The 24,689-nt window shown below is 63.4% G+C and carries 23 protein-coding genes; 9 read left to right on the forward strand and 14 right to left on the reverse strand.

The features are described 5' to 3' along the window. Nucleotides 1-20: 20 nt before the first annotated feature. Nucleotides 21-1,421 carry a NorM family multidrug efflux MATE transporter gene (locus tag POS17_RS29595; protein ID WP_173655966.1) on the forward strand — a complete coding sequence of 467 codons (1,401 nt, stop codon included), beginning with the start codon at nucleotides 21-23 and terminating at the stop codon, nucleotides 1,419-1,421. Between the two features lie 41 nt (nucleotides 1,422-1,462). Here the strand turns inward: POS17_RS29595 and POS17_RS29600 are convergent, their stop codons facing one another. Beyond that, nucleotides 1,463-3,136, reverse strand: a complete 1,674-nt coding sequence (locus POS17_RS29600) for a putative bifunctional diguanylate cyclase/phosphodiesterase (RefSeq protein WP_060841698.1) — start codon at nucleotides 3,134-3,136, stop codon at nucleotides 1,463-1,465. A 267-nt stretch (nucleotides 3,137-3,403) separates the two neighbouring features. Between POS17_RS29600 and rep the strand changes: the two genes are divergently transcribed. Beyond that, nucleotides 3,404-5,413 (forward strand): DNA helicase Rep, encoded by a 2,010-nt coding sequence (gene rep, locus POS17_RS29605; RefSeq protein WP_060841699.1) that lies wholly within the window; start codon nucleotides 3,404-3,406, stop codon nucleotides 5,411-5,413. 55 nt (nucleotides 5,414-5,468) lie between these two features. Then, complete coding sequence (locus POS17_RS29610) at nucleotides 5,469-6,041, forward strand: xanthine phosphoribosyltransferase (protein ID WP_016968070.1); 573 nt, start codon at nucleotides 5,469-5,471, stop codon at nucleotides 6,039-6,041. A 100-nt stretch (nucleotides 6,042-6,141) separates the two neighbouring features. Here the strand turns inward: POS17_RS29610 and POS17_RS29615 are convergent, their stop codons facing one another. The 6 genes from POS17_RS29615 to dadA form a co-directional block, all read right to left on the reverse strand. Continuing rightward, entirely contained in the window at nucleotides 6,142-8,073 is a 1,932-nt protein-coding gene (locus POS17_RS29615) for an acetyl-CoA hydrolase/transferase C-terminal domain-containing protein (RefSeq protein WP_060841700.1), read from the reverse strand. Between the two features lie 136 nt (nucleotides 8,074-8,209). Further along, on the reverse strand, nucleotides 8,210-8,626 hold the full coding sequence (locus POS17_RS29620) for a c-type cytochrome (protein ID WP_011064205.1): 417 nt from the start codon (nucleotides 8,624-8,626) through the stop codon (nucleotides 8,210-8,212). Nucleotides 8,627-8,807: 181 nt separating this feature from the next. Further along, entirely contained in the window at nucleotides 8,808-9,356 is a 549-nt protein-coding gene (locus tag POS17_RS29625; RefSeq protein WP_011064206.1) for a cupin domain-containing protein, read from the reverse strand. A 132-nt stretch (nucleotides 9,357-9,488) separates the two neighbouring features. Further along, nucleotides 9,489-10,562, reverse strand: a complete 1,074-nt coding sequence (gene alr, locus POS17_RS29630) for an alanine racemase (RefSeq protein WP_060841701.1) — start codon at nucleotides 10,560-10,562, stop codon at nucleotides 9,489-9,491. Between the two features lie 91 nt (nucleotides 10,563-10,653). Further along, complete coding sequence (locus POS17_RS29635) at nucleotides 10,654-11,007, reverse strand: RidA family protein (RefSeq protein ID WP_060841702.1); 354 nt, start codon at nucleotides 11,005-11,007, stop codon at nucleotides 10,654-10,656. Beyond that, a complete protein-coding gene (gene dadA, locus POS17_RS29640; protein WP_060841703.1) occupies nucleotides 10,979-12,280 on the reverse strand; it encodes a D-amino acid dehydrogenase in 1,302 nt (433 codons plus the stop codon). The genes POS17_RS29635 and dadA overlap by 29 nt, the downstream gene beginning before the upstream one ends. 157 nt (nucleotides 12,281-12,437) lie before the next feature. Between dadA and POS17_RS29645 the strand changes: the two genes are divergently transcribed. Continuing rightward, entirely contained in the window at nucleotides 12,438-12,926 is a 489-nt protein-coding gene (locus POS17_RS29645; protein ID WP_011064210.1) for an Lrp/AsnC ligand binding domain-containing protein, read from the forward strand. Between the two features lie 57 nt (nucleotides 12,927-12,983). On the opposite strand, the gene POS17_RS29650 is transcribed toward POS17_RS29645, so the two are convergent. Next, nucleotides 12,984-13,337, reverse strand: coding sequence for a YkgJ family cysteine cluster protein (locus POS17_RS29650; protein WP_060841704.1), 354 nt, complete (start codon nucleotides 13,335-13,337; stop codon nucleotides 12,984-12,986). Nucleotides 13,338-13,485: 148 nt separating this feature from the next. Here POS17_RS29650 and POS17_RS29655 point away from each other — a divergent pair, with 148 nt between their 5' ends. Further along, entirely contained in the window at nucleotides 13,486-14,778 is a 1,293-nt protein-coding gene (locus tag POS17_RS29655; RefSeq protein ID WP_060841705.1) for an NAD(P)/FAD-dependent oxidoreductase, read from the forward strand. Between the two features lie 27 nt (nucleotides 14,779-14,805). Here POS17_RS29655 and POS17_RS29660 read toward each other — a convergent pair whose 3' ends face one another. Beyond that, nucleotides 14,806-15,048 carry a DUF1127 domain-containing protein gene (locus POS17_RS29660; RefSeq protein WP_060841706.1) on the reverse strand — a complete coding sequence of 81 codons (243 nt, stop codon included), beginning with the start codon at nucleotides 15,046-15,048 and terminating at the stop codon, nucleotides 14,806-14,808. A gap of 180 nt (nucleotides 15,049-15,228) precedes the next feature. Between POS17_RS29660 and POS17_RS29665 the strand changes: the two genes are divergently transcribed. Together POS17_RS29665 and POS17_RS29670 are read left to right on the forward strand one after the other, a co-directional pair. Continuing rightward, complete coding sequence (locus POS17_RS29665; RefSeq protein WP_060841707.1) at nucleotides 15,229-16,653, forward strand: aminotransferase-like domain-containing protein; 1,425 nt, start codon at nucleotides 15,229-15,231, stop codon at nucleotides 16,651-16,653. Between the two features lie 66 nt (nucleotides 16,654-16,719). Further along, a complete protein-coding gene (locus tag POS17_RS29670; protein ID WP_060841708.1) occupies nucleotides 16,720-18,285 on the forward strand; it encodes a phospholipase D family protein in 1,566 nt (521 codons plus the stop codon). A gap of 15 nt (nucleotides 18,286-18,300) precedes the next feature. Here POS17_RS29670 and POS17_RS29675 read toward each other — a convergent pair whose 3' ends face one another. From POS17_RS29675 to POS17_RS29685, 3 genes are all read right to left on the reverse strand, one after another. Continuing rightward, nucleotides 18,301-18,714, reverse strand: coding sequence for a hypothetical protein (locus POS17_RS29675; protein ID WP_148654993.1), 414 nt, complete (start codon nucleotides 18,712-18,714; stop codon nucleotides 18,301-18,303). A 34-nt stretch (nucleotides 18,715-18,748) separates the two neighbouring features. Continuing rightward, entirely contained in the window at nucleotides 18,749-19,897 is a 1,149-nt protein-coding gene (locus POS17_RS29680; protein ID WP_060841710.1) for an MFS transporter, read from the reverse strand. Nucleotides 19,898-20,056: 159 nt separating this feature from the next. After that, entirely contained in the window at nucleotides 20,057-21,550 is a 1,494-nt protein-coding gene (locus POS17_RS29685; protein ID WP_060841711.1) for an aldehyde dehydrogenase, read from the reverse strand. A 238-nt stretch (nucleotides 21,551-21,788) separates the two neighbouring features. On the opposite strand from POS17_RS29685, the gene POS17_RS29690 reads away from it, so the two are divergent. After that, a complete protein-coding gene (locus POS17_RS29690) occupies nucleotides 21,789-22,151 on the forward strand; it encodes a cupin domain-containing protein (protein ID WP_060841712.1) in 363 nt (120 codons plus the stop codon). 58 nt (nucleotides 22,152-22,209) lie between these two features. Here the strand turns inward: POS17_RS29690 and rpmG are convergent, their stop codons facing one another. Continuing rightward, nucleotides 22,210-22,365: a 50S ribosomal protein L33 gene (gene rpmG, locus POS17_RS29695; protein WP_003177274.1), complete on the reverse strand. Its 156-nt coding sequence runs from the start codon at nucleotides 22,363-22,365 to the stop codon at nucleotides 22,210-22,212. An 11-nt stretch (nucleotides 22,366-22,376) separates the two neighbouring features. Continuing rightward, on the reverse strand, nucleotides 22,377-22,613 hold the full coding sequence (gene rpmB / locus POS17_RS29700) for a 50S ribosomal protein L28 (protein WP_011064219.1): 237 nt from the start codon (nucleotides 22,611-22,613) through the stop codon (nucleotides 22,377-22,379). A 476-nt stretch (nucleotides 22,614-23,089) separates the two neighbouring features. On the opposite strand from rpmB, the gene POS17_RS29705 reads away from it, so the two are divergent. Beyond that, nucleotides 23,090-24,673: an ABC transporter substrate-binding protein gene (locus POS17_RS29705; RefSeq protein WP_060841713.1), complete on the forward strand. Its 1,584-nt coding sequence runs from the start codon at nucleotides 23,090-23,092 to the stop codon at nucleotides 24,671-24,673. Nucleotides 24,674-24,689 lie beyond the last annotated feature (16 nt).

Here is a 24,689-nt window from a genome sequence, read left to right on the forward strand (position 1 = left end):
AAGAATCGAGCCTGATGACCATGCAGCATCCAGCACGCACCGAACTCTGGGCCATCCTGCGGCTGGCGGGGCCGTTGATCGCCTCGCAACTGGCGCACATGCTGATGGTCCTCACCGACACCCTGATGATGGCCCGCATCAGCCCGCAAGCCTTGGCCGGCGGCGGCCTGGGCGCCGCCAGCTATTCCTTTGTCTCGATTTTCTGCATCGGCGTGATTGCCGCGGTAGGCACCCTGGTGGCGATTCGTCAGGGCGCCGGAGACATCGAGGGCGCCGCGCGCCTGACCCAGGCGGGACTGTGGCTGGCCTGGATCATGGCCCTGGTCGCCGGCCTGCTGCTGTGGAACCTCAAACCGCTGTTGTTGCTGTTCGGCCAGACCCCGAGCAACGTCCAGGCCGCCGGCCAGTTCCTGCTGATCCTGCCATTTGCCCTGCCCGGCTACCTGAGTTTCATGGCCCTGCGCGGCTTCACCAGCGCCATTGGCCGGGCAACCCCGGTGATGGTCATCAGCCTGGCGGGGACGGTGGCCAACTTCCTGCTCAACTATGCGTTGATCACCGGCATGTTCGGCCTGCCGAAACTGGGCTTGGTGGGGATCGGCCTGGTGACTGCCATCGTCGCCAACTGCATGGCCCTGGCCCTGGCCTGGCACATCAAGTGCCATCCGGCCTACGCCGCCTACCCGCTGCGCCGGGGCCTGGCCCGCTTGAATACCCGGTACCTGCGGGAGCTGTGGCGCCTGGGCCTGCCCATTGGCGGCACCTATGCCGTGGAAGTCGGGTTGTTCGCCTTTGCTGCGCTGTGCATGGGCACCATGGGCAGCACCCAGTTGGCGGCGCACCAGATCGCCCTGCAGATCGTGTCAGTGGCGTTCATGGTGCCGGCGGGTATCTCCTACGCCATCACCATGCGCATCGGCCAGCATTACGGCGCCGGGCAACTGCCCGATGCGCGGCTGGCCGGGCGGGTGGGCATCGCCTTCGGCGCGGTGGCGATGCTCGGGTTCGCCATGGTCTTCTGGCTGCTGCCCAACCAACTGATCGGGCTGTTCCTCGACCACAACGACCCGGCGTTCGCCGAGGTGATCCGACTGGCGGTGAGTCTGCTGGCGGTGGCGGCCTGGTTCGAGCTGTTCGATGGCACCCAGACCATTGCCATGGGCGCGATTCGCGGCCTAAAGGACGCCAAGACCACCTTCCTGGTGGGGCTGGGCTGCTACTGGCTGATCGGCGCGCCCGCGGCCTGGCTGATGGCCTTTACCCTGGGCTGGGGACCGACCGGTGTCTGGTGGGGACTGGCCCTGGGCCTGGCCTGTGCGGCCATCAGCCTGACCCTGGCGTTCGAATGGCGGATGCACCGCATGATCAAGCGCGAGCCCCGCGTCACGACCGCGAGCCTGCCGGCCGGCGCGGCGGAGTGACAGGCGCCGCGCACCGCCGGCCATGGCGGTGAAGCGGCGCCTCAGGCCCTGCCGTCCTGCAACGACTGCTGGCTGCTGCCGAAGGTCAGGTAATCCATCAGTTGCGCCAGGGGCAACGGCTTGCTGATCAGGTAGCCCTGGACCTGATCGCAGCCAAAGCCCCGCAGCAGCGCCAGTTGCTCTGCGGTTTCCACCCCTTCGGCCACCACATCCAGGTTGAGGTTGTGGGCCAGGTTGATCATGGCGTGTACCAGCTTGCGGTTCTCCTCCCGCTGCTCCATGCCGCCGACAAAGCTCCGGTCGACCTTGAGCAGGGTGATCGGCAGGCTGTTGAGGTGGACGAAGGAGGAAAACCCGGTGCCGAAGTCGTCCAGGGAAAAACGCACCCCCAGGCGCCCGAGGGCATCCATGGTCTGCTTCACCAGATCGCTGCGGCGCATCACTGCGGTTTCCGTCAGTTCGAACTCCAGCCACTGCGCCTCGACGCCGCGTTCGGCAATCAGCCGGCTCAGGGTCGACAGCAACTGACTGTCCTGGAACTGGCGGAACGACAGGTTGACCGCCATGTGCAGCGGCGGCAGCCCGCGCTCGCGCAGGGCCTGCATGTCGCGCAGGGCCCGGGAAATCACCCAGTAGCCCAGGGGCACGATCAGCCCGCTCTGCTCGGCCAGCGGCACGAACTCGCTGGGGGGCAGCAAGCCGCGCTCGCCGTGGCGCCAGCGCACCAGGGCTTCGAGGCCGACGATCTTGCCATCGTGCAGGTTCAACCGGGGCTGGTAGTGCAGCTCCAGCTCGTCACGGCGCAGGGCCCGGCGCAGTTCGCTTTCCAGGTCGGCGAGGCTGCGGGCATTGCGGTTGATCCGCTCGTTGAAGATGTGAAAGGTGCAGCCCTGGGTGCTCTTGGCCTGCTGCATGGCGATGTGCGCATGCCACATCAGCGGGTCGGCGCCGGCATTGGCCCGGGCATGGGCAATCCCCAGGCTGCAGCCGATCAACAGGCTTTCACCGTCGACCCAGTAGGGTTCGGCCATGGCTTCGGTGATGCGCTCGGCCATCCACTCGGCACGCTGGGGAGCGCGGCGGGTGTCGATGAGCAAGGCGAATTCGTCGCTGCCCAGACGGGCCAGTTGATCACCGGCCTCCAATTGGCTCTTGAGCCGCGACACCACCTGCAGGATCAGGCGGTCACCGGCCTGATGACCGAGGGCATCGTTGGCGTGGCGAAAGTTGTCCAGGTCCAGATGCCCCAGGGCCAGGCCGCGACCGTCGTTTTCCGCCAGGCGCGCGGCCAGCAGGGTCTGGAAGCCCTGGCGGTTGGCGATGCCGGTCAGGGGGTCCTGCTCGGCCAGGCGCTGCAGCGTGGTTTCCAGCACGCCGCGTTCGCGCACATGGCGCAGGCAGCGGCGCAAGGCATCGGTGCTCAGGCAGGAACCCACCAACCAATCGCTGACGCCCACCGGGGCCACTTCGGGCTCCTGGTCCAGCAACAGAATGGTCGGCAGGCTGCAACGCCCGGGGCCGGGCTGCAGTTGGGCAATGGTCAACAAGACCGCATTGCGGTCGTCTTCAAACAAACGGCTGACCGACTCCCAGCTGGGAGCGCTGATCAATACCACCGAGTCTCCCAACGGAGCGACACACTCGCGCAACAACGCTGTCCACACAGGCTCTTCGGCCAGTAGCAGCAAACGCAAGGGTTCGACAGGCTTAGACAAGCTAGCTCCCTAGACTCTGCAAAATAAGTTGGCGGCGGGCATTATGGCGCGCGAATAAACAATAACAAATGGTATTGATTATCATGCGCAATTTCTTGTACCGCTCTAACTCGAACATTAGGCGCATATTCAGCGAGCATCCTGAGGGAAAGTATCAAAACCGGCAAATTTAGATCGCGTTGTGCGTCACAAGTCGGAGACAGCAGCAGAATCCGTCCAGCCTGTTAAAATGCCCGCCCTTTTCGCAACCGATCTCCTTTTACTGTCATGTCCCGACTCAATCCCCGGCAGCAAGAAGCCGTGAACTATGTCGGCGGCCCTCTTTTGGTGCTCGCCGGTGCAGGCTCCGGCAAGACCAGCGTGATCACCCGCAAGATCGCGCACCTGATCCAGAACTGTGGTATCCGCGCCCAGTACATTGTCGCCATGACCTTTACCAACAAGGCCGCGCGAGAAATGAAGGAACGGGTCGGCACCCTGCTGCGCGCCGGCGAAGGCCGCGGCCTCACGGTGTCGACCTTCCACAACCTGGGCCTGAACATCATCCGCAAGGAGCATGCGCGGCTGGGCTACAAGCCGGGCTTCTCGATCTTCGACGAAACCGACGTCAAGGCCCTGATGACCGACATCATGCAGAAGGAGTACTCCGGGGACGACGGCGTCGACGAGATCAAGAACATGATCGGCGCGTGGAAGAACGACCTGATCCTGCCGGCCCAAGCCCTGGAGAATGCCCGCAACCCCAAGGAACAGACCGCAGCCATCGTCTACACCCACTACCAGCGCACGCTCAAGGCGTTCAACGCGGTGGACTTCGACGACCTGATCCTGCTGCCGGTGAAGCTGTTCGAAGAACACGCCGACATCCTGGAGAAATGGCAGAACAAGGTGCGCTACCTGCTGGTGGACGAATACCAGGACACCAACGCCAGCCAGTACCTGCTGGTGAAAATGCTCATCGGCAAGCGCAACCAGTTCACCGTGGTGGGCGACGACGACCAGTCGATCTACGCCTGGCGCGGCGCGCGGCCGGAAAACCTGATGCTGCTCAAGGACGACTACCCGTCGCTGAAGGTGGTGATGCTGGAGCAGAACTACCGCTCCACCAGCCGCATCCTGCGCTGCGCCAACGTGCTGATCTCCAACAACCCCCACGAGTTCGAAAAGCAGCTGTGGAGCGAGATGGGCCACGGCGACGAGATCCGCGTGATCCGCTGCCGCAACGAAGACGCCGAGGCCGAGCGAGTGGCCATGGAGATCCTCAGCCTGCACCTGCGCACCGACCGGCCCTACAGCGATTTCGCCATCCTTTACCGGGGCAACTACCAGGCCAAGCTGATCGAACTCAAGCTGCAGCACCATCAGGTGCCCTATCGCCTGTCCGGCGGCAACAGCTTCTTCGGACGCCAGGAAGTCAAGGACCTGATGGCCTACTTCCGCCTGATCGTGAACCCGGACGATGACAACGCCTTCCTGCGGGTGATCAACGTGCCGCGCCGGGAAATCGGCTCCACGACCCTGGAAAAACTCGGCAACTACGCCACCGAACGCAAGATCTCGATGTACGCCGCCACCGACGAGATCGGCCTGGGCGAACACCTGGACAGCCGCTTTACCGATCGCCTGGCGCGCTTCAAGCGCTTCATGGACCGGGTCCGTGAACAATGCGCTGGCGAAGACCCGATCTCCGCCCTGCGCAGCATGGTCATGGACATCGACTACGAGAACTGGCTGCGCACCAACAGCTCCAGCGACAAGGCCGCGGACTACCGGATGGGCAACGTCTGGTTCCTGATCGAGGCCTTGAAGAACACCCTGGAAAAAGACGAAGACGGCGAAATGACCGTCGAGGACGCCATCGGCAAGCTGGTCCTGCGGGACATGCTGGAACGCCAGCAGGAAGAGGAAGAAGGCGCCGAGGGTGTTCAGATGATGACCTTGCATGCCTCCAAGGGCCTGGAGTTTCCCTACGTGTTCATCATGGGCATGGAAGAGGAAATCCTTCCCCACCGCTCCAGCATCGAAGCCGACACCATCGAGGAAGAACGCCGCCTGGCCTACGTGGGCATCACCCGCGCCCGCCAGACCCTGGCCTTCACCTTTGCCGCCAAGCGCAAGCAATACGGTGAAATCATCGACTGCGCGCCCAGCCGCTTCCTCGATGAACTGCCCCCGGACGATCTCGCCTGGGAAGGTAACGACGACACGCCGACCGAAGTCAAAGCCGTTCGCGGCAATAGCGCTTTGGCGGATATACGCGCGATGTTAAAGCGCTAAAATCGACTATTTTTAACTGACCTTTGGCGCAATTGGCGCTATTTGAGGAAGCTCCGTGGAAGCACTGCACAAGAAAATTCGCGAAGAAGGCATCGTGCTTTCCGATCAAGTACTGAAAGTCGACGCCTTTCTGAACCATCAGATCGATCCGCAGTTGATGAAGCTGATCGGCGACGAATTCGCCACGCTGTTCAAGGATTCGGGCATCACCAAGATCGTCACCATCGAAGCCTCGGGGATTGCCCCGGCCATCATGACCGGCCTCAATCTGGGCGTGCCGGTGATCTTCGCCCGCAAGCACCAGTCCCTGACCCTGACCGAGAACCTGCTGTCGGCCACCGTGTACTCCTTCACCAAGCAGGTGGAAAGCACCGTGGCCATCTCGCCACGGCACCTGACCAGCAGCGACCGCGTGCTGATCATCGACGACTTCCTGGCCAACGGTAAGGCGTCCCAGGCGCTGATCTCGATCATCAAGCAGGCCGGCGCCACCGTGGCCGGCCTGGGCATCGTCATCGAGAAGTCCTTCCAGGGCGGCCGCGCCGAACTGGACGCCCAGGGCTACCGCGTGGAATCCCTGGCCCGGGTCAAATCCCTGGCCGGCGGCGTGGTCACCTTCATCGAGTAAACTCGCCCGCCAGCCTTGCGTAGAGGCTGGCTTGTGTAGGAACTGGCTTGCCAGCGAAGACGCCCTTGAGAGCAATGCAAGACTTAAGGCAAGCCGGCTCCTACGACAGCGTTGGCGAAGTGGCCTGCAGACCGGCCAGCAGGAAGCGCTGATACAGCTCCTCGCGCAGCCCATCGGGCTGCTCCAGCCCCATGCGCTCAAGGTGCGCCGCAAAGGCCTCAGGCTCCGGCGCATCGAGTGCCGCCTTGCCCAGTTCGAGGATCTCGCTGAGCTTGAACTTGCTCTTGAGCCAGTTCAGCGCCCGCAGCAGATCACGCTCCTCGTCGCTGAAATCGCTGCCCAACGGATACTCCGGAAACAGGTGGCGATGACGCGCCTGAATCCTCTGCAGACGCTGTGGGCTGTTGTCGGTAAAACGCGGATCCAGACGAAAATCCTTCGGCAGCTTTCCGGCTTTCTGCGCCTGCTCCAGCAACCCAGGCTGAAAGCGTGAATCGCTGATATTGAGCAGCGCCTCGATCACCTTCGCATCCGTCTTGCCTCGCAGGTCGGCGATGCCGTACTCGGTGATCACGATGTCCCGCAGATGACGGGGGATGGTGCAATGGCCGTACTCCCAGACGATGTTTGAGCTCACCTCCCCCGCCGACTCGCGCCAGCTGCGCAGAATCAGCACCGAGCGAGCATCCGCCAGGGCATGGCCCTGGGCAACGAAGTTGTACTGCCCACCCACGCCACTGAGCACCTTCCCGCCCTGCAACTGATCGGACACGGCGGCGCCCATCAGGGTCATGGTGAAGGCACTGTTGATAAACCGCGCATCCCGGCGTTGCAGGCGCTTGAGCTCTTCATGGCCATACAGCTCGTTGATGAAGCTGATGGCGGTCATGTTGAACTCCGCCAGCTTGGACTTGGGCAGCTCCCGCAGACGCTGATAGAAACTGCGCGGCCCGAGGAAGAATCCGCCGTGGATCGACACCCCGCCAGGCGCGGCCGTCGGATCCAGAGTGCCGGCGTTGGCTTGCCGTTGCAGCTCCAGCGTCGGGTAGACCTTGCGCCGCACAACCCCGGCATCCGCCAGGGCCAGCAGGCCGTTGACGAACATTTCGCTGCAACCATAGAGCCCCTGGGCAAAGGGCTGGACGCCGCCTTCGCGGTCGATCAGCGCCTGCCAATGGTCCACCTGCAGATCCGCCAGCAGGGCGCGATACCCTTGGTTGTCGGCCTGCCGCGCCAGCAAGGCTGCGGTCAGCGCATCACCCATGGAGCCAATGCCGATCTGCAAGGTGCCACCGTCGCGCACCAGGGTGCTGGCATGCAGACCGATGCAATGATCCTGAATGCCCACCGGCATGTTGGGCGTGGAGAACAGGGTGCTGCGTTCTTCGTCATCGATCAGCAGGTCGAGGTCCGCGGCGTCGATTTCGCAGTCCCCCGGCATGTAAGGCAGGTCGCTGTGGACCTGGCCGAGGATCAGGATGGTTTCCCCCGCCGCACGGCGCTTGGCAATCATCGGCAGCAAGTCGAGGGTGATGTCCGGGTTGCAGCTCAGGCTCAGGCGTTCGGGGTGGTGCGGATCACGGGCCAGCAGTTGCGCCACCAGGTTCAGGCCGGCGGCATTGATGTCGCGGGCGGCGTGGCTGTAGTTGCTGCTGACATAGTCCTGCTGCGCCGAGTCGCTGTGCAAAAGGCTGCCGGGCTGCATGAAGAACTGCTGGACACGGGTATTCGGCGGCAGGCGGTCGCGATGCAGATCGGCGAGGAAGTCCAGTTCCGGGTAATCGCCGAACACCCGCTCGACAAAAGGCTCGAGAAAGCGCTTCTGCAAACCGTCGCCCAGGGACGGCCGACCCAGGCTCAGGGCGGTGTAGATCGTCAGTTGGCGTTCCGGCAACTGGGCAATGCGCCGGTACAGGGCGTTGGCGAAACGATTGGGTTTGCCCAGGCCCAGGGGCATGCCCAGGTGAATGTGTTGCGGCAAACGGGAAAGCACTTCATCCACCGCATGCTCGATAGAACAGGATTGCAGCATCTGACCCTCCAGGGACCGTCCATGTATTGAGGTTGGACCGAGCTTGCCGGGAGTTTGCTGCGTTGAACAGTGCGCCGGGCGAATTGCGCCCACAAAAAAGCCGCTCGTAAGCGGCTTTTTCGCTGCAGATGGCGGCTTATTTCAAACCGGACATCTTCTGGATTGCGCCTTTGAGCTCGTCATCGGAGCAATCGGCGCAAGTGCCTTTAGGCGGCATGGCGTTGATACCGGTGATGGCCTTGGCCAGGATGCCGTCGAGGCCGCCCTGGTGATCGGCGCGCTCTTTCCAGGCCGCGGTGTCACCGATTTTCGGTGCGCCCAACAGGCCAGTGCCATGGCAAGCATTGCAGTGCTTGGCAATCACGTCATCCGGGGACTTCGCGCCACCACCGCCGCCCGCAGAGGCGGCCACTTCCATACCCTTGCATTCCTGCCCCTGGACGCAGACCTGGCCGACAGGCTCAAGACGCTTGGCAATGTCGTCATTAGTCGCAGCTTGAGCGCTGACTGCCCAAAGGGCCAATACGGTTGCTGGTGCGGCCAGCATTTTCATAATTAGGTTCACGCGTACACCCTCAATGGTGGCTAGTCACGCCTGCGGCCACGGTTTCGCAGGCGGGCGAAAGTATAACGGTTAGCCCGCCACACTGAAACAACCCCAAAGTCGAAGGGGTCTTATTCGCGGCAAAATGTCGCTGGGGCTTCATGGCAAGCCTTGCAGGACGCCTCTTGAGCTAGAAGTTCGCCGGAGTGGCTGCGCTGATTAGTCGCGCCGGAACATCGAACGGATTGCGGAAACGATGTGGCTTCGTACTCTCAAAGTAGTAGCTGTCACCGGCTTCGAGGACAAAAGTTTCCAGCCCTACCACCAGCTCCAGGCGACCTTCGAGAAGAATTCCGGTTTCCTCGCCGTCGTGGGTGAGCATCTCTTCGCCGGTGTCGGCACCTGGCGGATAGATTTCATTGAGGAAGGCGATGGCACGGCTCGGATGAGCCCGGCCCACCAGCTTCATGGTGACCGCGCCATCGGAGATGTCGATCAGTTCATGAGCCTTGTAGACGATCTGAGAAGGCGTTTCCTGGAGGACTTCCTCGGAAAAGAACTCGACCATGGACATGGGAATGCCACCCAGCACCTTTCGCAGCGAGCTGATCGAAGGACTGACGCTGTTCTTTTCGATCATTGAAATGGTGCTGTTGGTGACGCCCGCACGCTTGGCGAGCTCACGCTGGGAAAGACCTTTCAGTTTACGGATGGATTGCAGTCGTTCACCGACGTCCAATGCGGCAGCCTCCTAGGCGGGAATCAGGCGTTGTTGTAATTGAGCGTTATCATGGCGACAGCGTTCAGTATTTACAACACTTGGTCCCGATTCCCCCAAAGGCAGGCGACTTTCGGTACAGGCCGCGTAATCTCAGCCTTCGCAGTACACCAGGGGCACCCGGCGCAGGTTGCAGAACAGCTGATAAGGAATGGTCCCGGCGGCCAGTGCGACCTCGCTGGCAAGGATGTTCTTGCCCCACAACTCCACCCTGGAACCCAACCCGGCCTGCGGCACATCCGTCAGGTCGATACACAGCATGTCCATGGAGACGCGCCCCAGCAGGCGGCTGCGCTGGCCTTCCACCAGCACCGGCGTGCCGGTCGGCGCATGGCGCGGATAGCCGTCGGCGTACCCCATGGCGACCACGCCGACGCGCATCGGCTTGTCGGTGACGAACTTGGCGCCGTAGCCCACTGGCTCGCCGGCGGGCAGTTCACGCACGCAGATCACTTTGGATTCCAGGGTCATGACCGGCTGCAGCCGCTCGGCCACGGAGTTGTTTTCTTCGAACGGCGTAGAGCCATAAAGCATGATGCCGGGACGCACCCAGTCACTGGGCACGCTCGGCCAGCCCATGACCGCCGGCGAGTTGCGCAAGCTGATTTCAGCCCCCAGCCCCTGACGAGCCGCCTCGAAGACCGCGACCTGCTCGCTGCTGCGCGGGCAGTCCAGCTCGTCCGCGCGGGCGAAGTGGCTCATCAGCACAATCTTCTCGACCTTGCCGCTGGCCTGCAGGCGCTGATAGGCCGCCTGATAATCCTTGGGATGCAGACCGACCCGGTGCATGCCCGAATCCAGCTTGAGCCAGACCGTCAGCGGCTTGGCCACGGCTGTCTGCTCGATCGCTTCCAGCTGCCACAGGGAATGCACCACGCACCAGAAATCATGCTCGACGATCAGCGCCAGCTCGCAGGGTTCAAAGAAACCTTCCAGCAGCAGGATCGGCGCACGAATACCGGCGGCGCGCAGTTCCAGGGCTTCTTCGATGCAGGCCACGGCAAAGCCGTCGGCCTCGGCCTCCAGCGCCTGGGCGCAACGCACCGCGCCATGACCGTAGGCATCGGCCTTGATCACCGCAAGGGCGCGGACACCCGAGACTTCACGGGCCAGTTGGTAGTTGTGACGCAGGGCTTGGAGATCGATCAGGGCACGGGCAGGACGCATGGCGGCAGACTTCTAGGCGGTCATGGGGAATAAAAAACCGGTGCTGGATGACGGCTGGCCGCCACCGGCACCGGGAGAGGGATCTTGTCGCTTAAGGCAGAGCAGCCACCACGGAAAGCTCGATGAGGATTTCCGGCTCGCAGAGCTTGGCCTCCACAGTGGCCCGGGCCGGGGCCACGCCTTTTGGCAGCCACTGGTCCCAGACACTGTTCATGCCCGCGAAGTGGGCATCGATGTCCTTGAGGTAGATGGTCACCGACAGCAGCTTGCTCTTGTCGGTGCCCGCCAGGTCCAGCAGACGCTCGATGTTGGCCAGGGTTTCCCGGGTTTGCTGTTCGATCCCGGCACTCATGTCATCGCCGACCTGCCCGGACAGATACACCGTACCGCCGTGAACGACGATCTGGCTCATGCGCTCATTGGTGAGCTGGCGCTGGATTGACATGTTTAGCTGACTCCTGAGGGTTGCCATAACGGGAAATATCGAGGCCTTCGGCGCTGATCTGCGGCTTTTTCTTGGCCATCAGATCCGCCAGCAAACGACCGGAACCGCAAGCCATGGTCCAGCCAAGGGTGCCGTGACCGGTATTGAGGAACAGGTTCTTGAACGGCGTCGCGCCAACAATCGGCGTGCCGTCCGGCGTGGTCGGACGCAGGCCGGTCCAGAAACTGGCCTCGGCCAGATTGCCGCCCTGAGGATAGAGATCGTTGACGATCATCTCCAGCGTTTCACGCCGGCGCGGGTTCAGCGACAGGTCAAAACCGGCGATCTCAGCCATGCCGCCAACACGGATGCGGTTGTCGAAACGGGTGATCGCGACCTTGTAGGTCTCGTCGAGGATGGTCGACGTCGGGGCCATGGCCGGATTGGTGATCGGCACGGTCAGGGAGTAGCCCTTGAGCGGGTACACCGGAGCCTTGATGCCCAGCGGCTTGAGCAGTTGCGGCGAGTAGCTGCCCAGGGCCAGCACGTAGCGGTCGGCGGTTTCCAGCTTGCCGTCGATCCACACGCCGTTGATCCGGTCACCGGCGAAGTCGAGGCGCTGGATGTCCTGGCCAAAACGGAATTCCACACCCAGTTTGCTGGCCATTTCCGCCAGGCGCGTGGTGAACATCTGGCAGTCGCCGGTCTGGTCGTTGGGCAGGCGCAGGGCACCGGCAAGGATGTCGGTGACGCTGGCCAGGGCCGGTTCAACCCGGGCAATGCCGTCACGATCCAGCAACTCGAACGGCACGCCGGACTCCTTGAGGACGGCGATGTCCTTGGCTGCGCCATCCAGTTGCGCCTGGGTACGGAACAGCTGGGTGGTGCCCAGGCTGCGGCCTTCGTAGGCGATGCCGGTTTCCGCCCGCAGTTCGTCGAGGCAGTCGCGGCTGTACTCGGACAGACGCACCATGCGCTCTTTGTTCACTGCATAGCGGCTGGCGGTGCAGTTGCGCAGCATCTGCGCCATCCACAGGTATTGATCGATATCGGCGGTGGCCTTGATCGCCAGCGGCGCGTGGCGTTGCAGCAGCCACTTGATGGCCTTGAGCGGTACGCCCGGGGCAGCCCAGGGCGAGGCATAGCCAGGCGATACCTGGCCGGCGTTGGCGAAACTGGTTTCCATGGCTGCAGCCGGCTGGCGGTCCACCACGGTCACTTCAAACCCGGCCCGGGCCAGGTAATAGGCACTGGTAGTTCCGATAACGCCACTGCCCAAGACCAGAACGCGCATTTTCATTTCCCTCATCGCGGCATGACCGCTGACGTTTGTTATTCAGAGCACAGATGGGCGCAGTGTAAGAAACATTGAGCAGTGATTTTCACTATATAACCGCCTATATTTGGCGAGAATTCTCGGCAATATCGCTTTTCACGGAGGGGCATCCCCTATGCGCACCAATCATCAGACTCGTCGTGCCCTGGACAAGATAGATCGCAATATCCTGCGGATTCTCCAGGCCGATGGACGCATTTCCTTCACCGAGTTGGGAGAGCGGGTCGGACTGTCCACCACCCCCTGCACCGAGCGAGTGCGGCGCCTGGAGCGCGAGGGAATCATCATGGGCTACAACGCCCGCCTCAACCCGCAGCACCTCAAGGGCAGCCTGCTGGTGTTTGTCGAGATCAGCCTGGACTACAAGTCCGGCGATACCTTCGAGGAGTTTCGCCGGGCGGTGCTGAAGCTGCCCCACGTGCTGGAGTGCCATCTGGTCTCCGGCGACTTCGACTACCTGGTCAAGGCGCGGATCTCGGAGATGGCGTCCTATCGCAAGCTGCTGGGGGACATCCTGCTCAAGCTACCCCACGTGCGCGAATCCAAGAGCTACATCGTCATGGAAGAAGTGAAGGAGAGCCTGAGCCTGCCGATTCCGGACTGAGTCGAGGCGGCGCCAGGCGCTGTCGCCGGCAAGCCGGCTCCTACGGAGTGCGAGCGGCTAGACCAGGACCTGGCGATTGCCAGCCATGTAGGCGTGGATCTGCTTCTCGACCCGAGGGTGGATCATCTCCACCGGGCGCCGACCGTTGGGGCACGGCAGGCTCGGCGTAGTGCCGAACAGACGGCAGATCAGCGGACGCTCGTCATACACCGTGCAACCATCGGGTCCCAGGTGCACACAGTTGAGCTCGTCCATGGCAGCCTCCTGCTCGGCGGCGGTCTTGCGCGGCAGTCGGGACATTTCCTCTGGCGAGGTGGTCACCGGGCCGCAGCAGTCGTGACAACCGGGAACGCACTCGAACGAGGGAATCTGCTGACGCAGGCTGCGGACGATTTGACGGTTACAGCTCATGAAAAAGGCTACCGGGACAGGAATAGCCGGGGATTCTGCCTCAAATGCCCCGCAGCAGACAGGGCCGGGCGTCCCGCGGTTGCCGCGACGGAAAGCCCCGGCTTATGCTCCGTGCATTTTTCCAGACGCCACAATCAGGACGCTTTCCATGCCCGCCAGCCCTCAGCACGCCGCTTCCTACTACGCCGCCAGCAGCCTGCCGCAGCCCGACTATCCGGTGTTGGCGGGCGAGCTGACGGCGGACGTATGCGTGGTCGGCGGCGGGTTCTCCGGGCTCAATACCGCACTGGAACTGGCCGAACGCGGGTTCAGCGTGGTCCTGCTGGAGGCCCGCAAGATCGGCTGGGGCGCCAGTGGACGCAACGGCGGGCAACTGATCCGCGGGGTCGGCCACGGCCTCGAGCAGTTCACCAAGGTGATCGGCAGCGACGGCGTGCGACAGATGAAGCTCATGGGGCTGGAAGCCGTGGACATCGTCCGCCAGCGCATCGAGCGCCTGCAGATCCCCTGCGACCTGACCTGGGGCTACTGCGACCTGGCCAACAAGCCGGCGGACCTTGAAGGCTTCGCCGCAGATGCCGAGGAGCTGCGCAGCCTGGGCTATCGCCATGAAACCCGCCTGTTGCAAGCCGCTGAGATGCACAGCGTGGTGGGCTCTAAGCGCTACGTTGGCGGCCTGATCGACATGGGCTCGGGCCATCTGCACCCGCTCAACCTGGCCCTGGGCGAAGCCCGGGCGGCGCAGCAAATGGGTGTGCAACTGTTCGAGCATTCGGCCGTCACCCGCATCGACTACGGCCCCGAGGTCAAGGTGCACAGCGCCCAAGGCACGGTCCGCGCCAAGACCCTGGTCCTGGGCTGCAACGCCTACCTCAACGACCTCAACCCGGAGCTGGGGGGCAAGGTCCTGCCTGCCGGCAGCTACATCATCGCCACCGAGCCCTTGAGCCCGGCCCAGGCCCGGGAACTGCTGCCACAGAACATGGCGGTCTGCGACCAGCGCGTGGCCCTGGACTACTACCGGCTCTCGGCCGACCGCCGACTGCTGTTCGGTGGTGCCTGCCACTACTCGGGACGCGACCCCAAGGACATTGCCGCCTACATGCGGCCCAAGATGCTGGACGTGTTCCCGCAACTGGCCGCAGTGAAGATCGACTACCAATGGGGCGGCATGATCGGCATCGGCGCCAACCGCCTGCCGCAGATCGGCCGGCTCAAGGACCAACCCAATGTGTATTACGCCCAGGCCTATTCCGGTCACGGCCTGAATGCCACGCACCTGGCGGGCAAACTGCTGGGCGAGGCGATCAGCGGCCAGCACGGGGGGGGCTTCGATCTGTTCGCCAAGGTGCCGCACATCACCTTCCCCGGCGGCAAGCACCTGCGCTCGCCCCTGCTGGCCCTGGGCATGCTCTGGCATCGCCTGAAGGAACTGGTCTGACGCCCAGCTCCAACCAGTCGCCGGCGGTCACAGACGCCAGAACGGCTTGAGGCCCTCGGCCCGCGCCTGCTCGGGGCTGAGTCCGACATCACGCAACTGCTCGGCGCTCAGCTCCAGCAACGCCTTGCGGGTGCGCAGCCGATGCCAGTACAGCCCCCAGGTGCTCAAGCCCGGCGGCGCGCGGCGCGGCAGAGTCGCCGCCGACCATTCCTGCTCCGCCTCCAGCTCCTGACCGCGTAACGACAGCCGCACATCGCTCAAGCCGTTCATTTGCATTGCTCCTGTTTGCTCAAATTGCCATGAGCAGACATGATGCGTGGCGCCACAAAACCATTACAGACTCAAAACAGCGGTATTAACTTCATACAGTTTTGCCAAAAATGGCGCTGAATCCTGTATTTTTGCCCAATCTGTACTGGTTCTCTGCCACCGTCACCTCGAGCCCACCCCATGACCCTCTATGTGAACCTCGCCGAACTCCTGGGCACCCGCATCGAACAGGGCTTCTACCGACCGGGAGATCGCCTGCCCTCGGTACGCGCCCTGAGCGTCGAGCATGGGGTCAGCCTGAGCACCGTGCAGCAGGCCTATCGTTTGCTGGAAGACAACGGGCTGGCGATGCCCAAGCCCAAGTCCGGGTACTTCGTCCCCCCCAGTCGCGAGCTGCCCGCCTTGCCGGCGGTCGGGCGTCCGGCGCAAAGGCCGGTGGAAATCTCTCAATGGGACCAGGTCCTGGAGCTGATCCGCGCCGTACCGCGCAAGGACGTGGTGCAGCTGGGCCGCGGCATGCCGGACATCACCACGCCGACCATGAAGCCCCTGCTGCGAGCCCTGGCCCGCCTCAGCCGGCGCCAGGACATGCCCGGCCTGCACTACGACAACATCTACGGCGTGCTTGAGCTGCGCGAGCAGGTGGCGCGGCTGATGCTCGATTCCGGCTGCCAGCTGGGGGCCGGTGACCTGGTGATCACCACCGGCTGCCACGAGGCGCTGTCCACCAGCATTCGCGCCATCTGTGAGCCGGGGGACATCATCGCCGTCGACTCGCCGAGCTTTCACGGCGCCATGCAGACCCTCAAGGGCCTGGGCATGAAGGCCCTGGAAATCCCCACCGACCCGATTACCGGCATCAGCCTGGAAGCCCTGGAACTGGCCCTGGAACAGTGGCCGATCAAGGCCATACAGTTGACCCCCAACTGCAACAACCCCCTGGGCTACATCATGCCGGAGTCCCGCAAGCGGGCACTGCTGACCCTGGCCCAGCGCTTCGACGTGGCAGTCATCGAGGACGATGTGTACGGCGAGCTGGCCTACACCTACCCGCGCCCGCGCACCATCAAGTCCTTCGACGACGACGGCCGGGTGCTGTTGTGCAGCTCCTTCTCCAAGACCCTGGCCCCGGGCCTGCGCATCGGCTGGGTTGCCCCCGGCCGCTACCTGGAGCGGGTGCTGCACATGAAATACATCAGCACCGGCTCCACGGCCCCGCAGCCGCAGGTGGCCATCGCCGAGTTTCTCAAGAGTGGCCACTTCGAGCCCCATTTGCGCAAGATGCGCACTCAGTACCAGCGCAATCGCGACCTGATGCTCGACTGGGTCAGCCGCTACTTCCCCGCCGATACCCGCGCCAGTCGCCCACAAGGCAGTTTCATGCTGTGGATCGAACTTCCCGAGGGGTTTGATGCTCTGAAGCTCAATCGGGTGCTGCTGGACCAGGGCGTCCAGATCGCCGTGGGCAGCATCTTTTCCGCCTCGGGCAAGTACCGCAATTGCCTGCGGATGAACTACGCTGCCAAGCCAACCGCGCAGATCGAAGACGCGGTACGCAAGGTCGGAGCCGCGGCCATCAAGCTGCTCAGCGAGACCCCGGACTGATCCCGAGCCGTTGCAGGAAGCCGGCCGCCCCATGCCAACCCGTGCCGTGATACGAGATGACCTGACTTGAGCCGTTTACAGGCATTCACCTGGCTTTTGCTGCTGAGCCTCGGGCTGGGCGGCTGCGCCACCCTGGAAGTGCCCTACCAGCCCAGCCAGGCCCTGCCCGCCAGCGACTCCACCTTTGCCCAGTCGATCCGGGCCCAGGCCGCCCCCCACCAGGGGCGCTCGGGCTTTCGCCTGCTGTCCAACAGCACCGAAGCCTTCATGGCCCGCGCCGAGCTGATCCGCAGCGCGCAGAGCAGCCTCGACCTGCAGTACTACATCGTCCACGACGGGGTCAGCACGCGCATGCTGGTGGACGAGCTGCTCAAGGCCGCCGACCGTGGCCTGCGGGTGCGCATCTTGCTCGACGACACCACCAGCGACGGCCTGGACCAGATCATCGCCACCCTGGCCGCCCACCCACAGATCCAGATCCGCCTGTTCAACCCGCTGCACCTGGGCCGCAGCACCGGCCTGACCCGGGCCATGGGGCGCCTGTTCAACCTGTCGCAGCAGCACCGGCGGATGCACAACAAGCTGTGGCTGGCGGACAACAGCGTGGCCATCGTCGGCGGGCGCAACCTGGGGGACGAGTATTTCGATGCCGAACCCAACCTGAACTTCACCGACATCGACATGCTCAGCGTGGGGCCGGTGGCCGAGCAACTGGGCCATAGCTTCGACCAGTACTGGAACAGCGCCCTGAGCCGACCCATCGGCGAATTCCTGTCCAGCGCCCCTTCGGCCAGGGCCCTGGACAACACACGCCAGCGCCTGGAGGAGTCGCTGCAGGACAACCGCCGGCAAAACCAGGCGCTGTACCGGCAACTGAAGACCTACCAGACCCGGCCGCGCATGGACATCTGGCGCAAGGAGCTGATCTGGGCCTGGAACCAGGCCCTGTGGGACGCACCGACCAAGGTCCTGGCCAAGGGCGATCCCGACCCGCACCTGCTGTTGACCACCCAGCTGGCGCCGGAGCTCAAGGGGGTCAGCAAGGAGCTGATCATGGTCTCGGCCTACTTCGTGCCCGGCCAGCCGGGCCTGGTGTACCTCACCGGACGCGCCGATGCCGGGGTGCACGTGAGCCTCCTGACCAACTCCCTGGAAGCCACCGACGTGCCCGCGGTGCACGGCGGCTACGCGCCTTACCGCAAGGCCCTGCTGGAGCACGGGGTGCGGCTGTTCGAATTGCGCCGCCAGCCCGGCGACCACGGCGGCAGCGGCCCGCATCTGTTGCGCAGTACCTGGCGCGGCTCGGACTCGAGCCTGCACAGCAAGGCGATGATTTTCGACCGGCAGAAATCCTTTGTCGGCTCGTTCAACTTCGACCCGCGCTCGGTGCTGTGGAACACCGAAGTCGGGGTCCTGGTGGACAGCCCGGAACTGGCCGGACACCTGCGCGCCCTGGCCCTGCAAGGTATGGCTCCGGCCCTGAGCTACGAGGCCAGGCTGCAGGACGGCAAGATCATCTGGGTGACCGAAGACAACCAGCAGTTGCACAGCCTGACCCGGGAACCGGGTAACTGGTGGCGGCGCATCAACGCCTGGCTGAGCAACCGCGTCGGCCTGGAGCGCATGCTCTAGGCCGACGCGGGCCGGTCAGCGCTTGAGCAGCTGGTTCTGGATAAAAGCCTCCAGCCCCGGCGAGTGATAGAAGCCCATGCAGCGCTCGAAAATCGCGTTGATCGGGTAACCGGCCTCGTTCTTCATCGGCGGCCCGCCGACATGGAAGTGGCCCGTCTGCCGCTCGACGAAGTGGCTCAGGGCCTGGGGGCGCCGGCCGGAGCCGTCGCGGTCCAGTTGCACCCGATCGACGAAGTAGGAAGCGTCGTGCAGGTCGAACGCCTTGTAGAACTGCAAACGCTCGTAGTTATCGTCCAGGCACTCCTTGAGCGCCAACTGCTTGAGCCGCTCCACCGACGGGCCCTTGGGCGCCGCCTCGGCGAAGCCGGCGAGCGAAAACGTCAGCACCCACAGCGCTGCGCCGAACCCCATCCTTGTCTTGAGCGTCATCTGAGCGTCCTGATTGAACCAGCAGCCCAGAAGCCTATACCGATTGCGGCATCGCAGCACCCAATGCCCCCTGGCGCAGCAACAGCACGATCAGCCCCAGGGCCCCGGCCGCCATCAGCCACAGCAAGGCATGGCCGCTGACCCACTGGCTGCCCGCCCCCGCCACCAGCGGCCCGATCAGGCAACCAATCCCCCAGAGCTGCGCCACATGCGCGTTGGCGCGCACCAGGGCGTCATCGCGATAACGCTCGCCGATCAGAATCAACGACAGGGTGAACAAGCCCCCGGCGCTGGCACCGAACAGCACCCACAACGGCCAGATCAGCACCGTGTGGAGCAACAGCGGAATCGCCAGGCTCGACAACAGCAGTGCCACCGCGCAACCGGTGAACAGGGAGCGCCGCGACAAGCGATCAGCCAAGGCGCCAATCGGCAGTTGCAGCACCGCATCGCCGACGACCACGGTGCTGACCATCGCCAGGGCGATGTCTTCGGCAAAGCCCTGGCGCAGGCAATACACCGGCAACAGCGTCAGGATCATCGCCTCAAAGGCGGCAAACAGCGCCACGGCCCAGGCGATCGCCGGCAGCCCACGGCAAAAGCGCCCCAGGTCGACCAGGGTCACGCTGCAGGCTTCGGTGACCGGTGCGCCGCTGCGGCCGATCAACAGCAAGGGCGATACCACCAGCAGCCCGACCCCGACCCAGAAGCCGTGGTCGGTCTCGGTGCCCAGGACTCCCAGCAGCAAGGGCCCGGCCAACTGGCTCAAGGCATAACAACTGCCATACAGCGCAACCAGCCGCCCACGCCACTGCTCGACCACCAACTGGTTGATCCAGCTTTCACCCAGGATGAAGACGATGGTCAGAACCGTGCCCAGGCCCAGGCGCAGCACCAGCCACAGCGGGTAATTGGGCAACAACGCCAGCAACGCAATCGACAGCGCCCCGCCCCACAGGCACAGGCGCATCAGGCCCGCGGTGCCGAAACGCGCCGCCAGGCGGCTGGCGAGCTTGGCCCCAAGCAACACGCCAAAGGCCGGCATCGAGGCCATGACGCCAATGGCAAAGGGCCCATAACCCCAGCTTTCCAGGCGAAACGACACCAGCGGCATGCTGACGCCCAGGGCCAGGCCGACACTCAGGACAGCGGCCAAAACGGCGAAATAGGTCGCCCAACGCATTTCCACGCTCCTGTGGATCATTGTTCTGCAAGGCACAGACAACACAGCCGGACTCCCCTGGCGGAAAGTCCGGCTGCGCTGTGGATCGAGGGCTGCGGCTGGAAGCCGGCTGGCCGGTGAAAGCGCCCCCGGGGGGCGCATCACCTCAAACCCGAAGGCTCAGAGCTTGATCCAGGTCGCTTTCAACTCGGTGTACTTGTCAAACGCATGCAACGACTTGTCGCGACCGTTGCCCGACTGCTTGAAGCCGCCGAAGGGCGCAGTCATGTCGCCGCCGTCGTACTGGTTGACCCAGACGCTGCCGGCACGCAGGGCCTTGGCGGTCTGGTGGGCCTTGGAGATGTTCGCGGTCCACACGGCGGCCGCCAGTCCGTAAGGGGTGTCGTTGGCGATCTGGATCGCCTCTTCCACGCTGTCGAAGGCAATCACCGACAGCACTGGGCCAAAGATCTCTTCCTGGGCAATCTTCATGGCGTTGCTGACGCCATCGAAAATCGTCGGCTCCACGTAGGTGCCGCCGGTTTCCTGCAGGGTGCGCTTGCCACCTGCCACCAGCTTGGCGCCATCGGCATGACCGGCCTCGATGTAGGACAGCACGGTGTTCATCTGCTGGGTGTCCACCAGGGCACCGACGTTGGTGGCCGGGTCCAGCGGATTGCCCGGCTTCCAGGCTTTCAGGGCCTCGATCACCAGCGGCAGGAATTTGTCCTTGATGGAACGCTCCACCAGCAGGCGGGAACCGGCGGTGCAGACTTCGCCCTGGTTGAATGCGATGGCGCTGGCGGCCGATTCGGCGGCGGCCTGCAGGTCCGGGGCATCGGCGAACACGATGTTCGGGCTCTTGCCACCGGCTTCCAGCCAGACACGCTTCATGTTGGATTCACCGGAGTAGACCAAGAGCTGCTTGGCGATCTTGGTGGAACCGGTGAACACCAGGGTGTCCACGTCCATGTGCAGGGCCAGGGCCTTGCCCACGGTGTGGCCGTAGCCGGGCAGCACGTTGAACACGCCAGCCGGGATCCCGGCTTCCACGGCCAGGGCGGCGATGCGGATGGCGGTCAGCGGGGATTTTTCCGAAGGCTTGAGGATCACCGAGTTGCCGGTGGACAGCGCCGGGCCCAGTTTCCAGCAGGCCATCATCAGCGGGAAGTTCCACGGCACGATGGCCGCGACCACGCCCACTGGCTCACGGGTCACCAGGCCCAGCTGATCATGGGGGGTGGCGGCCACTTCGTCGTAGATCTTGTCGATGGCCTCGCCGCTCCAGCTCAGGGCTTGCGCCGCGCCGGGAACGTCGATTTGCAGGGAGTCGCTGATGGGCTTGCCCATGTCCAGGGTTTCCAGGAGCGCCAGCTCCTCGGCGTGCTGCTTGAGCAGGCCGGCAAAACGGATCATCACGGACTTGCGCTTGGCCGGCGCCAGGCGCGACCAGACGCCGGAATTGAAGGTGGCGCGGGCATTGTCCACGGCGCGCTGGGCATCGACGGCATCACAGCTGGCAATGCTCGCCAGTACACGGCCGTCGACCGGGCTGATGCACTCGAAAGTGTCGTTGGAAACGGCTGCGGTGTATTCACCGTTGATGTAGGCGCGGCCTTCGATTTTCAGGTCGCGGGCACGTTGTTCCCAGTCGGCACGAGTCAGGGTGGTCATACGAGTGTCCTCCTCTTATTTGAATACAAGCGCCACGCGAACTACGCCGGCACTCATGAAGAATTCTGCCCGGCCAGCCTGTTTTCGGCCAAAGGCACCCGCCACCCTAAACCAGCGACACCTGTACTTTCAATATATTTGACAAAGCCCGGGCAAACGCCATTGCTATGTGCATTTTAATAAACATAGACTTTGGCCTTCATAGCCACTCGCGCCGCAATCACGGGGGATTACAAGAATGAGCATCCACAACGTCGTCGACTTCAGCCAGGCCAACACCGAGGGCGAACGCTACCGCCCTGCTCCAGAGAAAGTCCTCAAGGGCGATCCCGAACAAGCGGTGTTCAACCATTACGGCAGCCCCTGCGGGCAGCTCAACGCCGGGATCTGGGAAGGCGCCGTGGGCCAATGGACGGTGAACTTCACCGAACACGAATACTGCGAGATTCTTCAGGGCGTGTCGGTGCTGCGGGACAACGATGGCAACGCCAAGACCCTGCGTGCCGGCGACCGCTTCGTGATTCCGGCCGGCTTCAAGGGCACCTGGGAAGTGCTGGAGCCCTGCCGCAAGGTCTACGTGGCCTTCGAACAGAAAGCCTGAATGCCAGGCACAAAAAAACCCGCTTGAAGGCGGGTTTTTTTGTCAGAAGAAAAATCAATTACTTGATTTTGCCTTCCTTGTAGATCACGTGCTTACGAACAACCGGATCATATTTCTTGATCTCGATTTTGTCCGGAGTAGTACGCTTGTTCTTGTCGGTAGTGTAGAAGTGACCAGTACCGGCGCTCGAGATCAAACGAATCAATTCACGCATGATTAGCTCCCTTAAACCTTGCCGCCATCGCGACGGATTTCGGCCAGCACGACATCAATGCCGCGCTTGTCGATGATACGCATGCCTTTGGCAGATACGCGCAGACGCACAAAGCGTTTCTCGGACTCAACCCAGAAGCGGTGATGCTGCAGGTTCGGCAGGAAACGACGACGGGTTTTGTTGTTTGCGTGGGAAATGTTATTCCCAGTCACCGGACCCTTACCGGTAACTTGACAGACTCTAGACATGCCTCAGCCCTCTAAAACCACATGCCCAACCCGGCATGGGTTGGCCGCTTAATCTCTCAGTCATTTGGCGCCAGGCGCCGCGTTTCTTTAGGGTCTTACCGGCTACACCTACAAGCGAAGGAACCGGGCCCCTAGAAAAGAGCGCTGCTTTATACCAGAAAGACCCCATAGCAACAACAGCCGCTGTGCGCAGGATGATGAAAAGTCCTGATTTTCTTGCGCCGGACGCCTGCGGCAAAGGCTACCGCAGAAATCTACCGCTCGTCGCAGAATATATTTGCGACATTCTCCAACAGAGAATTCGCCACGCCAGCGACGCCAGATCGACCCGGGAATACCTTCGGGGCGCAGGCGCAACCCCAGGTTTTGGCCCCGGATACAAAAGGGGATAGTCATTTCATAAAGAGGCCACTAGGGTAGGGCATTTCCAGACTGCACTCGCAGATGGGCCTTCGATCTGCACAAGGAACCCGACCATGCGTCTCGCCGCCCTCCCGCTCCTGCTCGCCCCACTTCTGAGCCCATTGGCCCAGGCCGCCGCACTGAGCGTCTGTACCGAAGCCAGCCCGGAAGGCTTCGACGTGGTGCAGTACAACTCGCTGACCACCACCAATGCGTCCGCCGACGTGCTGATGAATCGCCTGGTGGAGTTCGATGCCGCCAGCGGCAAGGTGGTCCCCAGCCTGGCCGACAGCTGGGAGGTGTCCGCCGACGGCCTGAGCTATGTCTTCAAGCTGCACCCCAAGGTCAAGTTCCACCGCACCGACTACTTCACCCCCAGCCGCGAGCTGAGCGCCGAAGACGTGAAGTTCAGCTTCGAGCGCATGCTCGATCCGGCCCACCCGTGGCACAAGGTCACCCAGAGCGGTTTCCCGCACGCACAGTCCCTGCAACTGCCCAGCCTGATCAAGAGAATCGACGCCCTGGATCCGCTGACCGTGCGCTTCACCCTGGATCACGCCGACTCGACCTTCCTCGCCACCCTGAGCATGGGCTTTGCCTCGATCTACTCTGCGGAATACGCCGACCAACTGCTCAAGGCCGGCACCCCGGAGAAGCTCAACAGCCAGCCGATCGGCAGCGGCCCCTTCATTTTCGGGCGCTTCCAGAAGGACGCGTCAATCCGCTACAAGGCCAACCGCGACTACTTTGCCGGCAAACCGGCAGTGGACTCGCTGATCTTCGCCATCACCCCGGACGCCAACGTGCGCCTGCAGAAACTGCGGCGCAACGAGTGCCAGATCGCCCTGTCACCCAAGCCCCTGGACGTCCAGGCGGCCAGTGAAGACCCCACGCTGAAGGTCGAGAAAACCGCGGCATTCATGACCGCCTTCGTCGCGATCAACAGCCAGCATCCGCCCCTGGACAAGCCAGAAGTGCGCCAGGCCATCAACCTGGCCTTCGACAAGCCCCATTACCTCAAGGCCGTGTTCGAAGACACCGCCGAGGCCGCCAACGGCCCGTATCCACCCAACACCTGGAGCTACGCCAAGGAACTGCCCGGCTACCCCCACGACCCGGAAAAAGCACGCCAACTGCTGGCCAAGGTCGGCCTGAAAAACGGTTTCGAGACCACCATCTGGACCCGCCCCTCCGGCAGTCTGCTCAACCCCAACCCCAGCCTGGGCGCCCAACTGCTGCAAGCCGACCTGGCCCAAGTGGGGATCCAGGCAGAGATCCGCGTGATCGAATGGGGCGAGCTGATCCGCCGAGCCAAGGCTGGCGAGCACGACCTGCTGTTCATGGGCTGGTCCGGCGACAATGGCGACCCGGATAACTTCCTCACACCGCAGTTCACCTGCGCAGCCGTCAAGTCCGGCACCAACTTCGCCCGCTATTGCGACCAGAACCTGGACAAGCTGATCACCGCCGGCAAGACCACCAGCGAACAGGGTGTGCGCAGCAAGCTGTACCAGCAGGCCCAGACCCAGATCCAGCAGCAGGCGCTGTGGCTGCCCCTGGCCCATCCGACCGCTTTCGCCCTGACCCGCCAGCAGGTCGAGGGCTATCAGGTGAGCCCCTTCGGCCGCCAGGACTACTCGAAGGTCAGCGTCAAATGAACCCCGGGGGGCGCCT

The organism is Pseudomonas sp. Os17 (assembly GCF_001547895.1).
GTDB lineage: Bacteria > Pseudomonadota > Gammaproteobacteria > Pseudomonadales > Pseudomonadaceae > Aquipseudomonas.